This window comes from Sphingomonas adhaesiva (assembly GCF_036946305.1).
GTDB lineage: Bacteria > Pseudomonadota > Alphaproteobacteria > Sphingomonadales > Sphingomonadaceae > Sphingomonas > Sphingomonas adhaesiva_B.
On record NZ_JAQIJJ010000005.1, the window covers coordinates 194868 to 207146 of the forward strand.

The 12279-nt window shown below is 70.0% G+C and carries 9 protein-coding genes and 1 pseudogene; 6 read left to right on the forward strand and 4 right to left on the reverse strand.

Features of this window, described 5'->3' with window-relative positions; genetic code table 11:
* Window positions 1-138: 138 nt before the first annotated feature.
* Together PGN14_RS10000 and PGN14_RS10005 are read right to left on the reverse strand one after the other, a co-directional pair.
* The gene (locus tag PGN14_RS10000) at window positions 139-465 is read right to left on the reverse strand and encodes a hypothetical protein (RefSeq protein ID WP_335299370.1); all 327 of its coding nucleotides are present in this window, start codon (window positions 463-465) and stop codon (window positions 139-141) included.
* Window positions 466-519: 54 nt separating this feature from the next.
* Window positions 520-1407: an energy transducer TonB gene (locus PGN14_RS10005; RefSeq protein WP_335299371.1), complete on the reverse strand. Its 888-nt coding sequence runs from the start codon at window positions 1405-1407 to the stop codon at window positions 520-522.
* Window positions 1408-1511: 104 nt separating this feature from the next.
* Between PGN14_RS10005 and uvrA the strand changes: the two genes are divergently transcribed.
* The 5 genes and pseudogenes from uvrA to PGN14_RS10030 all read left to right on the forward strand — a co-directional run bounded on the left by uvrA (window position 1512) and on the right by PGN14_RS10030 (window position 10641).
* Window positions 1512-4415 carry an excinuclease ABC subunit UvrA gene (uvrA, locus tag PGN14_RS10010; RefSeq protein WP_335299372.1) on the forward strand — a complete coding sequence of 968 codons (2904 nt, stop codon included), beginning with the start codon at window positions 1512-1514 and terminating at the stop codon, window positions 4413-4415.
* A gap of 246 nt (window positions 4416-4661) precedes the next feature.
* Window positions 4662-4991 carry a hypothetical protein gene (locus tag PGN14_RS10015; RefSeq protein ID WP_335299373.1) on the forward strand — a complete coding sequence of 110 codons (330 nt, stop codon included), beginning with the start codon at window positions 4662-4664 and terminating at the stop codon, window positions 4989-4991.
* A 57-nt stretch (window positions 4992-5048) separates the two neighbouring features.
* Window positions 5049-6311 (forward strand): TolC family protein, encoded by a 1263-nt coding sequence (locus PGN14_RS10020; protein ID WP_335299374.1) that lies wholly within the window; start codon window positions 5049-5051, stop codon window positions 6309-6311.
* Window positions 6312-6314: 3 nt separating this feature from the next.
* A pseudogene (locus PGN14_RS10025) lies at window positions 6315-7452 on the forward strand (efflux RND transporter periplasmic adaptor subunit).
* A 3-nt stretch (window positions 7453-7455) separates the two neighbouring features.
* Window positions 7456-10641, forward strand: coding sequence for an efflux RND transporter permease subunit (locus tag PGN14_RS10030; protein ID WP_335299375.1), 3186 nt, complete (start codon window positions 7456-7458; stop codon window positions 10639-10641).
* 21 nt (window positions 10642-10662) lie between these two features.
* Here PGN14_RS10030 and PGN14_RS10035 read toward each other — a convergent pair whose 3' ends face one another.
* Window positions 10663-10950, reverse strand: a complete 288-nt coding sequence (locus PGN14_RS10035) for a BolA family protein (protein ID WP_335299376.1) — start codon at window positions 10948-10950, stop codon at window positions 10663-10665.
* Window positions 10951-11039: 89 nt separating this feature from the next.
* Between PGN14_RS10035 and PGN14_RS10040 the strand changes: the two genes are divergently transcribed.
* A complete protein-coding gene (locus PGN14_RS10040; protein WP_335299497.1) occupies window positions 11040-11594 on the forward strand; it encodes a J domain-containing protein in 555 nt (184 codons plus the stop codon).
* A gap of 109 nt (window positions 11595-11703) precedes the next feature.
* On the opposite strand, the gene PGN14_RS10045 is transcribed toward PGN14_RS10040, so the two are convergent.
* Window positions 11704-12273, reverse strand: coding sequence for an ATP-dependent Clp protease proteolytic subunit (locus PGN14_RS10045; RefSeq protein WP_335299377.1), 570 nt, complete (start codon window positions 12271-12273; stop codon window positions 11704-11706).
* Between the last annotated feature and the right edge of the window lie 6 nt (window positions 12274-12279).

The window sequence follows — 12279 nt, forward strand, 5'->3', positions numbered from 1 at the left end:
GTAACCATAACAGAACTTATGGAGGGCGAGGTCAATGGCATTGCGTCTTCGTCACCCCGGACCTGACCCGGGGTCGCGCTTTATCGCAGCCGTCGGAAAGAAGCGGGGCCCCGGGTCAAGCCCGGGGTGACGTGGCCATCACGCGGGCTTGCCGAACAGCTTGCCCAGCACCGCCTCGGCCGCCTTGCCGACGACATCGGCGACCGCCTGCGGATCGGGCGCGCGCGTCGTGCCCTGCGCCGGCTCGCCGGCATCGGACGCCCTGTCCCGCCCGTTGTCCCGCCCGCGCGCCATCGCCGCGGTGGCCGCGGCAGCGGCCATCGTCAGCGCCCCGGCGATCGCCTGCCGCCCTTGCGGCGAGGCGGCATGCTCGATCAGCTGGTCGCCCGCCTTGCGCAGCTCCTTGGGCAGCTTCACCCCCAGCACTTCCTTCGGCAGCCTGCCCTTCTTCGCCTTCTTGCCCATATCATCCTCACGCCGGTGTGGCAGGGATATAAGACACTGGAGGGGGAGTGCAACTCAGGGTTGGACGGCGTCGCGTTGCGCGCGCTGCTTCTCCTGCCATTCCCGAGCCATCCTCGCGCGGTACGCGCGATATTCCTTGTCCTCTATCCAGGCGCCGGGAAGGCTCCAGTCGACTCGCCGCGTCTGTACCGATCGGATCGGTTTGCCTGCCGCATCGCGCGCAGCCGTATAGCGTCCTCGCCGCCTGATCGCGTCACACGCGGCATTGTCGAGCGCGTCCGAACCGCTCGAATTCACGGTCCGGCAGGTTTCGATCTGCCCATCGATCCCGATCGTCCACAGGATCGCGGTTTCCCCGAATTCTCCCCGCTTTCTCGCCTCGGCCGGATAATCGTCAAAAGTGATCCAGTCGGCCAAACTGCCGACCGCCCTCGCCGGCGTCACGACGCGCGCCAACTCTGCCGGGTCGAGCCCCCACCGCTTCAGCAAGGTGGTGTTACATTCCATCACCGCCGACCACGCCTTGGCCAGTCCACCGACGGGAAACTGCAACGCCGGCTCATGCAAAGGCTCAATGGTCAGGACGGCGTCGGGTACAACGGCTGCGAATATCGCGGTGTCCACGCTTATCCGATAACGGCGCTTATCTTCGTCGCCGTAGGAGAAGGCGTCGAACGACACCGTCTGCGGCGGATTGGGTGGAAGCGAAATCGTCACCGTGCTTCGACGCCTGACATCCTTCGACATGCGTCGGTTGACGAGCAGATCCGCACGATCGCTGGCCGGCAGTACTCGCCAAGCCAGCGTGACATCGTCAGCGCCCTTGCCATAGGCACGCGCCAGAAGGCAGCCATTGCTCCCATAATCCACGATCCACTTGCCGCTCGGCTCCAGCCGCAACGGCGCCGCAGCCGCCGCCAGCAACATCCCCATCATCAACATCGGCCCGCCCCCTCGCCTGCCTTGCCCGCGCGGCATACCCGCCCCACATCGCGGCGCACAAGCCGCGCTGGACGCGGGCGAACAGATATGGAACATACCCCCGCATGGCTCTCACCACGATCTCGGTCCGCGGCGCGCGCGAGCACAATCTCAAGGACGTCAGCGTCGACATCCCGCGCGACACGCTGACCGTCATCACCGGCCTGTCGGGCAGCGGCAAGTCCAGCCTCGCCTTCGACACCATCTATGCCGAGGGGCAGCGCCGCTACGTCGAGTCGCTGTCGGCCTATGCGCGCCAGTTCCTGGAGCTGATGCAGAAGCCCGACGTCGACCATATCGAGGGTCTTTCCCCCGCGATCTCGATCGAGCAGAAGACGACGTCGCGCAACCCGCGCTCGACCGTCGCCACCGTCACCGAGATCTACGATTACATGCGCCTGCTGTGGGCGCGTGTCGGCATCCCCTATTCGCCCGCCACCGGCCTGCCGATCGCGGCGCAGACGGTCAGCCAGATGGTCGACCGCGTGATGGCGCTGCCCGAGGGGACGCGGCTCTACCTGCTCGCCCCCGTCGTGCGCGGGCGCAAGGGCGAGTATCGCAAGGAGATGGCGGAGTGGCAGAAGGCGGGCTTCACCCGCGTCCGCATCGACGGCCAGATCCACGAGATCGACGAGGCGCCTGCGCTCGACAAGAAGTACAAGCACGACATCGAGGTGGTGGTCGACCGCCTGGTGGTGCGCGAGGATGTCGGCACCCGGCTGGCCGACAGTTTCGAGACCGCGCTGAAGCTGGCGGACGGCCTCGCCTATGTCGACCCCGCCGATCCGGTCGAGCCGCGCACGCCCGAGAGCGTCGTGCTGGGCGATCACGCCCCGCCGGGACGCATCGTCTTTTCCGAGAAGTTCGCCTGCCCGGTCAGCGGCTTCACCATCGCGGAGATCGAGCCGCGATTGTTCTCGTTCAACGCGCCGCAGGGCGCCTGCCCGGCATGCGACGGGCTGGGCGAGAAGATGATCTTCGACGAAGACCTCGTCGTCCCCAACCACGACCTCAGCATCAAGAAGGGCGCGGTCGTGCCCTGGGCGAAGAGCAACCCGCCCTCGCCCTATTACATGCAGGTGATGGCCAGCCTCGCGCGCGAATTCGGCTTCTCGCTCGACACCGCCTGGGGCGAGCTGCCCGGCGAGGTGAAGCTCGTCATCCTCCACGGCACCGGGGGCAAGCCCGTCACGCTGACCTTCGTCGACGGCAAGAAGTCGTATGACGTGAAGAAGCCGTTCGAGGGCGTCATCGGCAACCTCAACCGCCGCCTGCTCCAGACCGAGAGCGCGTGGATGAAGGAGGAGCTGTCCAAATACCAGTCCTCGCAGGCGTGCGAGGTGTGCCACGGCGCGCGTCTGAAGCCGGAGGCGCTGGCGGTGAAGGTCGCGGGCGAGGATATCAGCCATGCGACGCGGATGAGCGTGGTCGACGCGCTCGCCTTCTTCACCGCGCTGCCGGAGAAGCTGGGCGACCAGCAGCGCGCGATCGCGGAGCGCATCCTGAAGGAGATCGTCGAGCGGCTCGGCTTCCTCAACAATGTCGGGCTGGATTACCTCAACCTCGACCGCACCAGCGGCACATTGTCGGGCGGCGAGAGCCAGCGCATCCGTCTGGCGTCGCAGATAGGCAGCGGACTGTCGGGCGTGCTCTACGTGCTGGACGAGCCGTCGATCGGCCTGCACCAGCGCGACAACGACATGCTGCTGGCCACGCTGCGGCGGCTGCGCGACCTCGGCAATACCGTGATCGTCGTCGAGCATGACGAGGATGCGATCCGCATGGCCGATTACGTCATCGACATGGGGCCGGGCGCGGGCGTCCACGGCGGCAAGGTGGTGGCGCAGGGCACCGTCAAGCAACTGCTGAAGAGCAAGACCTCGGTCACCGCCGACTATCTGAACGGCACGCGCGAGGTGCCGCTGCCGGCGAAGCGGCGCAAGGGATCGGGCAAGAAGCTGACGGTGCACAACGCCACCGCCAACAATCTGACCGGGGTCACGTCATCGATCCCGCTCGGCACCTTCACCTGCATCACCGGCGTGTCGGGGTCGGGCAAGTCGAGCTTCACGATCGACACGCTCTATGCCGCCGCCGCGCGCCAGCTGAACGGCGCGCGCATCCTGGCGGGCAAGCACGACAAGATCACCGGGCTACAGCATCTCGACAAGGTCATCGACATCGACCAGTCGCCGATCGGGCGCACGCCGCGGTCGAACCCGGCGACCTATACCGGCGCGTTCACGCAGATCCGCGATTGGTTCGCGGGGCTGCCGGAATCGCAGGCGCGCGGCTACAAGCCCGGCCGCTTCAGCTTCAACGTCAAGGGCGGGCGGTGCGAGGCATGCCAGGGCGATGGCGTGCTGAAGATCGAGATGCACTTCCTGCCCGACGTCTATGTCACCTGCGACGTCTGCCACGGCGCGCGCTACAATCGCGAGACGCTGGAGGTGAAGTTCAAGGGCCACAGCATCGCCGACGTGCTCGACATGACCGTCGAGGATGCCGCCGCCTTTTTCGCCAACGTGCCGCCGATCCGCGACAAGATGGCGATGCTGGTCGAGGTGGGACTGGGCTATGTCAAGGTCGGGCAGCAGGCGACGACGCTGTCGGGCGGCGAGGCGCAGCGGGTGAAGCTGGCCAAGGAACTGTCGCGCCGCGCGACGGGCAACACGCTGTATATCCTCGACGAACCCACCACCGGCCTGCATTTCGAGGATGTGCGCAAGCTGCTGGAGGTGCTCCATGCGCTGGTCGAGCAGGGCAATACGGTGGTGGTGATCGAGCACAATCTGGACGTCATCAAGACCGCCGACTGGATCATCGATCTGGGGCCGGAAGGCGGCGTCAAGGGCGGCGAGATCGTCGCCGAGGGCACGCCGGAGACGGTGGCGGCGGAACCGCGCAGCTTCACCGGCCGCTACCTCGCCCCGCTGCTGGAGCGTGGCGCCAAGGAGGTGGCGGCGTAGGACGGATCGACCGTCGGCGCTTTCCTCCTGTTCTTCTGTCATTCCCGCCGCCGCGGGGATGACGCAGGAGGATAAAGGTTCACGCGAAGACGCGAAGCCGCGAAGAGGTTGCGCGTCGCGGCGATGGCGCTTCCGTCCACGTCGGTGCAGAACGCTGCGGCATACGGGCCACCGTTGCGTCTTCGCGTGAACCTTTCCAACGCGCCGGTCGACGCATCGCCCGACGCGTGATACGTCCCGCGCGCGATGCGCACGCTGCTGCCCTTCCTGGCCTGCCTGATGCTGCTCCTGACGGGGCTGTCGGGCGCCGCCCATGCCGCCGAGGCAGCAGGCGGGGCGCTGGGGGGTGTCGCCTTCACCGTCCATAGCGACGGCGATGGCGACGAAGTGCCCGCCGATGGCGACTCGGGCGTCCTGCACCACCATGCCAGCTGTCACGGACACGATACCGGCGAGCCGGCGCGCCCTGTCGCCGCCCTCGCGCACATGAAGGCCGCCGCAAAGCGCCTGCCGCCCCCCGTCGCCACGCTGTCCGGCACCCGCGCCGCGGTGGCGGAGCGCCCGCCGCAAGCCTGACGATCCGCCGGGGCGCATCGTCGCGCCCCGACGTCCATCGTCGGGAGAACCATCACCATGAAATGCTTCGTCGCGGCCGTTACGGCCGCCGCGTCGTGCGCCCTCGCGGCGCCGGCGCCTGCACAGGATAGTGCAGCGTCAGGGGCGCCGCTCACGCTCGACCAGGCGGTCGTCGCGGCGGGCGGCGCTGCGCCCGCCGCCGATGCCGCCACCGCCGCACTCGCCGCGGCACAGGCCGCGCGCGATGTCGCCGCGCTGCGTCCCAATCCGCAATTCCAGGCGCAGGTCGAGAATATCGCCGGCAGCGGCGCCTATGCCGGGCTGCGCAGCGCGGAAACCACCGTCGGAGTCTCGATCCCGATCGAGCTGGGCGGCAAGCGCGGCGCGCGCGTCGCCGCCGCCGATGCCGCGCTGGCGCGCACGCGGCTGCACCGCGCGATCGCGGACGCCGATATCCGTCAGCAGGTGACCGCGCTCTTCGTCGAGGCAGCCGCCGCCACGCGCCGCGCCGCCATCGCAGGCGATCAGGCGCGCATCGCCGGCGACGCCGCACGCGCGGCACAGGCACGGGTGCAGGCCGGGCGCGCCAGCCCGCTGGAACAGCAACGTGCCGAGGTCGTGCGCCTCGATGCCGAGGCGCAGGTCGAGCGGAGCCGCCGCCTCGCGCAGACCGCGGCACAGAACCTGTCGCGGCGCATCGGCCGCGACGCCACCGTGCTCGACCCGAGGTGGCTCGACACCGTCCCCCCCGCCACCGCCGGGCCGCCGCTTCCGGCCGCCGTCGAGGGCACGCTCGCGCTCGCCGCCGCCGACGCCGACCTCGCCGTGGCCGATGCCGGCGTCCGCCTCGCGCGGTCGCAGCGCGTCCCCGATCTCGCCATCAGCCCGGCGCTGCGCCGGCTGTCGCAGACCGGCGACACCGCCGCGGTCATCAGCCTGTCGCTGCCGATCCCGGTCTTCGACACCGGCCGCCGCGCGGTGGCACAGGCCACCGCGGAGCGCACCCGCGTCGAGGCGCAGCGCCGCGCCACCCGCCTCGACGTCGAACAGGCGATCGCCGACGCACAGGCGGAGGCGGACAATGCCGCCGTCACCGCCCGCACCGCCAGCGGCCCCGCGCTCGCCGCCGCGCAGGAGGCCGCACGGATCGCGCGCATCGGCTATCGCGAGGGCAAGTTCGCGCAGCTCGAACTGCTCGACGCCGAACGCACCCTCGCCGACACCCGCCTCGCCGCGATCGACGCGCTCGCCGCCTATCGGCTCGCCCGCGCCCGGCTGGAGCGCCTGACCGCTCCCGCGCCCGCCCTTCAGGGGAACTGATCCATGACGCTCCGCGCCACCACCGCCCTCGCGCTGCTCCTGCTCGCCGCCTGCGGCAGCGCCGAACCCACCAGCGACGCCGCCCCGCAAGAGGAGGCCGGTGACCATCACGACGAAAGCGCCGTCACCCTTTCCGCCGAACAGATCGCCGCCGCCGGCATCAAGCTGGACCGCCCCACGATCGGCGGCGCCGCGACGATCGACCTGCCCGCGATCGTCGAGGGCGATCCCGCCGCGACGCAGGTGGTCGCCGCCAGCAGCGGCGGGCGCATCGTCGCGCTCACCCGCAACCTGGGAGAGGCGGTGACGCGCGGCCAGACGCTGGCGGTGATCGAAAGCCGCGAGGCCGCGCAATTGAACGGCGAAGTCGCCGCCGCCCGCGCGCGCCTGTCGCTCGCGCAATCCACGCTGGCGCGCGAACAACGTCTGTTCGCGCAACGCGTCACCCCGGAGCAGGACCTGATCGCCGCGCGCACCGCCGCCGCGGAGGCGCGGATCGCCCTGCGCCAGGCGCAGGGACAGGTCGCCGCCGCGGGCACCGGCGGCGCGGCCGGTTCCAACCGCCTCGCCATCGCCGCGCCCATCTCCGGCCGCGTCATCGCGCGCACCGCATTGCTGGGGCAGAGCGTCGCCCCCCGACGCCGAACTGTACCGCATCGCCGCACTGGGCAGCGTGTCCGTCGCGCTGAACCTGCAACCCGCCGACGCGGGGCGCGTGCCGCCGGGCGCCGCGGTCACCGTCCGCGCGCCCGGCCGACAGGGGGGAGCGCGCGTCACCTTCGTCTCGCCCGCGCTCGATGCGCAGACACGGCTGGTCCCCGCCATCGCCACGCTCGACAATCGCGCCGGGCAATGGCGCATCGGCGAGGCGGTGACCGCCTCGATCCGCCTCGCCGGGGGCGATGCCGCCGGCACGATCCGCGTGCCGCTGACGGCGGTCCAGTCGATCGAGGGCCGCCGCGTCGTCTTCGTCCGCACCGCCACGGGGTTCCGCGCCGCACCGGTCACGATCGGCGACACCGCGGGCGACAGCATGATCGTGCGCACCGGCCTGACCGGTCGCGAGCAGATCGCCACCGTCAACAGCTTCACGCTCAAGGCCGAACTCGGCAAGGGCGACGCCGGCCACGAGGATCATTGAGCCATGATCGCACGGATCGTGACCTGGGCGGTCGCGCAGCGCTGGCTGGTCCTCGCCCTCACCGCGGTGGCCGCGGTCATCGGCGCAGCCGCGCTCTACCGGCTGCCGATCGACGCGGTGCCCGACATCACCAACAATCAGGTGCAGATCAACGTCCGCGCGCCTGCGCTCTCACCCGAGCTGGTCGAGAAACAGGTGTCCTTCCCGATCGAGACCGCGCTCGCGGGCATTCCGGGCCTCGACCACACCCGCTCGCTCAGCCGCAACGGCTTCGCGCAGGTGACGGCGGTGTTCGATGACTCCACGGACGTCTACTTCGCGCGCCAGCAGGTGGGTGAGCGGCTGGCGCAGGCGACGGAGACGCTGCCCGCCGGCGTCCAGCCCGAGATGGGGCCGATCGCGACCGGGCTGGGCGAAATCTATATGTGGACCGTCCGGCTCGATCATCGGGCCGACGACCGCCACATGCCCGGCGAGCCGGGGATGCAGCCCGATGGCAGCTATATCACGCCGGAGGGTGAGCGGCTGACCAGCGAGGAGGACAAGGCGACCTATCTGCGCACCGCGCAGGACTGGATCGTCACGCCCTTGCTGAAGAACACGCCCGGCCTCGCCGGGATCGATTCGATCGGCGGCTATGCCAAGCAATATCTGGTCGTCCCCGACGTCGCGCGACTGGCGGCGATGCGCCTGACGCTCACCGAGCTCGCCACCGCGCTGGAGCGCAACAACACCAGCATCGGCGGCGGCGTGGTGGAGCGCAATGGCGAGGGGCTGGCGGTGCGCTCCGACGCGTTGATCCGCAACGCCGACGAACTGGCGCGCACCGTCGTCGCCACGCGCGAGGGCGTGCCGGTGACGCTGGACCAGGTCGCCAGCGTCCGCACCGGACAGGCGATCCGCATGGGTTCCGCATCGGAGAACGGCACCGAGGTGGTGGTCGGCACCGCGATCATGCGCATCGGCGAGAACAGCCGGACCGTCGCCACCGCGGTCGCCGACCGGCTCGCCTCGATCAACGCCTCGCTGCCCCCCGACGTCGTGGTGCAGCCGGTGCTGGACCGTACCGCGCTGGTCGATTCCACCATCCGCACCGTCGCACGCAACCTGACCGAGGGCGCGTTGCTGGTGATCGCGGTGCTGTTCGCCTTGCTCGGCAATGTCCGCGCCGCGCTGATCGCGGCGCTGGTCATCCCGGTGACGATGCTGCTGACCGGGTTCGGGATGCTCCATGCCGGCGTCTCGGCCAACCTCATGAGCCTCGGCGCGCTCGACTTCGGGCTGATCGTCGACGGCGCGGTCATCATCGTCGAGAATGCGCTGCGCCGCCTTGCCGACGTCCGTCACCGCGAGGGCCGCGCCCCCGACCAGCCCGAGCGCCTGGCCGCCATCGCCGCGGCGGCACGCGAGATGATCCGCCCGACCGTCTATGGCCAGGCGATCATCATCCTCGTCTATCTGCCGCTGCTGACGCTGACCGGGGTGGAGGGGCGGACGTTCGTGCCGATGGCGCTGACCGTCATCATCGCGCTCGCCTTCGCCTTCGTGCTGTCGCTCACCTTCGTCCCGGCGATGATCGCCTGCCTGCTGACGAAGCCGGTCGAGGAGAAGGACGGCCGCATCGTCGCGTGGCTCAAGCGCCGCTACGAACCGGGCCTGACCCGCGCCATCGCGCGTCCCCGGGCGACCGTCGCCGCGGGCATAGCGGGCGTCGTCCTCGCCGTCCCCGCCTTCCTCTCGCTGGGGCAGGTGTTCCTGCCCCAGCTGGACGAGGGCGACCTGCTGATCCAGGCGCTGCGCATCCCCGGCACGTCGGTGCGCCAGAGCCAGGCGATGCAGGTGCCGATCGAACGCATGATGGCGCGCCAGCCCGAGGTGCGCTTCGTCTTCTCCAAGACCGGCACCGCGGAACTCGCCTCCGACCCGATGCCACCCAATGCGACGGACATGTTCGTGATCCTGAGGCCGCGCCAACAATGGCCCGACCCGTCGCTGTCGAAGGAGGCATTGGTCGAGCGGATCGAGGGCAAACTGGCCACCATCCCCGGCAACGCCTATGAGATCACCCAACCGATCCAGATGCGCTTCAACGAACTGATCGCGGGCGTGCGCGGCGATGTCGCGGTCAAGGTCTTCGGCGACGATTTCGCGACGATGGGACAGACCGCGGAGCGCATCGCCGCGATCCTGCGCCGCACGCCGGGCGCGGCCGACGTCAAGGTCGAGCAGACCGAGGGGCTGCCGATGCTCGACATCCGCGTCAGTCGCGACGCGATGGCGCGGCTCGGCGTCACCGCGCAGGACGTGCAGGACACCGTTTCCGCGACCGTGGGCGGGCGCGAGGCGGGCGTGATCTTCGAGGGCGACCGCCGCTTCCCCGTGGTGCTGCGGCTGTCGGAGGCGGAGCGCGCCGACCTCGACCTGCTGCGCCGGGTGCAGGTGCCCACCCCCTCGGGCGCGTTCGTGCCGCTGGCGGGCGTCGCCGACATCCGCATCGTCGATGGCCCCAACCAGATCGGGCGCGAGAACGGCAAGCGCCGCATCGTCGTTCAGGCCAATGTCCGCGGGCGCGACGTCGGCAGCGTGGTGGCGGACGCTCGGGCCGCAGTCGCACGCGATGTCCGCTTGCCGCCGGGCAGCTACCTCGCATGGGGTGGCCAGTTCGAGAACCTCGCCTCCGCACGGGAGCGGTTGCAGTTCGTCGTCCCCGCCTGCCTCGCGCTGATCCTGCTGCTGCTCTACGGCGCGCTGCGCTCGGTGCGCGATGCCGCGATCGTCTTCACCGGCGTACCGCTGGCGCTGGTCGGCGGGGTGCTGGCGCTGGCGCTGCGCGGGATGGACTTCTCCATCTCCGCCGCGGTCGGCTTCATCGCGTTGTCGGGGATCGCGGTGTTGAACGGGCTGGTGATGATCTCCTCGATCCGCGACCTGATGCGCAGCGGGCTGGACCGCGCCACCGCGGCGCGCACCGGCGCGCTCCAGCGGCTGCGCCCGGTGGCGATGACCGCGCTGGTGGCCAGTCTGGGGTTCGTGCCGATGGCGCTGGGGCATGGCGCGGGCGCGGAGGTGCAGAAGCCGCTGGCGACCGTCGTCATCGGCGGGCTGATCTCCGCCACGCTGCTGACGCTGTTCGTCCTCCCCGCGCTGGCGGCGTTGCCGCGGAAGGAACCCTCGTCACCCCGGCCTTGAGCCGGGGTGACGCGAAGAGGATCACCCCTCCCCCGGCGCGCGCGCGACGATCGCCAGCGCGTGGACCCGTTCCGCCAGCAGGTCCGCCAGCGCGCGGTTGACCAGCCGCTGGCGGTCCACCCGCGAACGCCCGACGAACGCCGCGCTTTCCACCACGACGCGAAAATGGCTTTCGCCGCTGCCGTCATCGCCCATATGCCCGCGGTGCTGCGCGCTCTCGTTGACGACCTCCAGCCGCGTTGGCGACAGCGCGGCGGTGAGGCGGGCGGTGATTTCGGCCTGAACGGGGCCGGTGGAAGCATCGGTCATCCGCCCCATATAGGCGAATTGACACAAGGATGACGGTCTAAAAGGTGGCTTCGAACAAGGATCGCCCGCACACGCGCTTCCACGGGCGGATGGAAGGAACCGGTCAGCCCTGCGCGCACCCCGGCTGCGAGGCGGCGGGCGAGTTTCGCGCGCCCCCGCTGGAGGGACCGGGCAATGCAGAGGGCCGCCCGCGCTTCCGCTTCTTCTGCCTCGATCACGTCCGCGCGTTCAACGCGGGGTACAATTACTTCGACGGCATGACCGCGGAGGAGATCCACCATGCGCAGCGCCCGATGGCCGGCTGGGAGCGCGAGACGCGCGCCTTCGCCCGCGCCGGGATGGGCGATGCCGGACCGCGCTGGGCCGATTATGCCGACCCACTCGACGCGATCGGCGCGCGCTTTCGCCGCACTCATGCGCCGGAGCGGACCGATGGCAAGCCGCTGTCGGGCGAGGATCGCCGCAGCCTCGACGTGCTCGGCCTGCCCGCGGACGCGGACCGCAGCGCGCTGCGCAAGCGCTATTCGGAACTGGTGCGCCGCTACCACCCCGACCGCAACGGCGGCGACCGCAGCCACGAGGCGCAACTGGGCAAGGTCATCGCGGCGTACCAGCAATTGAGACAGGCGCCGGCGTTCGCCTGACCGCTCCCCACACGTCACCCCAGCGCAAGCTGGGGTCTCGATGAGGAAAGCGTGACGCCCCCCTCACAGAGATCCCAGCCTTCGCTGGGATGACAACGGAACACGGGTGTCAGATAATATCCAGCACCAGCCCCAGCCGCCGCGCCTCCTCGGCCTCGATATACCAATTCTTCGGCGCACGTTCCTTCAGCTCGTCCAGCGTCACCTGCGTCCCCTCGACCAGCGCGGCGAAGCCTTCTTCCTGGATGCGGATCGAATCCTCGATCTCGTGCAGCTTTGCCATCAGCAGCGGCGACAGCGTGTTGAGCGGGCCGGACAGCGTGATCGTCGAATTCATGATCCGCTCGTGGATCATGATCCGCGAATTCTTGGTCAGGAAGCGCTTGTCCGCGGGAAAGGCGGACATGAACGTCGCGCCCGCGGAATAGACCGCGACCTTGCCTAGGAACAGCGCCTCGCGCCCGGTATATTCGCGCAGCAGCCGGATCGAATCGCCCATCGCGCGCGCCATTTCGGGATCGCCGCCCAGCGTGGTGATCGACACCACCACCGGGCCGTCGCCCGGCGCATGGGCGAGCTGCATCTTGAAATTGTCGTACATCTGTCCGTCCACGGTGCCGTGGAGCTGGATGTGGGGGACGGCGAGGAGCGGATAGGCGCTGGCGCGGTTGTCGGTCATGCGCGC

What these genes read in the sequence shown, in the direction of transcription:
- PGN14_RS10000 (WP_335299370.1), bottom strand. Translation starts at nt 465, where the DNA reads ATGGGCAAGAAGGCGAAGAAGGGCAGGCTGCCGAAGGAAGTGCTGGGG.
- PGN14_RS10005 (WP_335299371.1), bottom strand. Translation starts at nt 1,407, where the DNA reads ATGTTGATGATGGGGATGTTGCTGGCGGCGGCTGCGGCGCCGTTGCGG.
- uvrA (WP_335299372.1), top strand. Translation starts at nt 1,512, where the DNA reads ATGGCTCTCACCACGATCTCGGTCCGCGGCGCGCGCGAGCACAATCTC.
- PGN14_RS10015 (WP_335299373.1), top strand. Translation starts at nt 4,662, where the DNA reads ATGCGCACGCTGCTGCCCTTCCTGGCCTGCCTGATGCTGCTCCTGACG.
- PGN14_RS10020 (WP_335299374.1), top strand. Translation starts at nt 5,049, where the DNA reads ATGAAATGCTTCGTCGCGGCCGTTACGGCCGCCGCGTCGTGCGCCCTC.
- PGN14_RS10030 (WP_335299375.1), top strand. Translation starts at nt 7,456, where the DNA reads ATGATCGCACGGATCGTGACCTGGGCGGTCGCGCAGCGCTGGCTGGTC.
- PGN14_RS10035 (WP_335299376.1), bottom strand. Translation starts at nt 10,950, where the DNA reads ATGACCGATGCTTCCACCGGCCCCGTTCAGGCCGAAATCACCGCCCGC.
- PGN14_RS10040 (WP_335299497.1), top strand. Translation starts at nt 11,040, where the DNA reads ATGGAAGGAACCGGTCAGCCCTGCGCGCACCCCGGCTGCGAGGCGGCG.
- PGN14_RS10045 (WP_335299377.1), bottom strand. Translation starts at nt 12,273, where the DNA reads ATGACCGACAACCGCGCCAGCGCCTATCCGCTCCTCGCCGTCCCCCAC.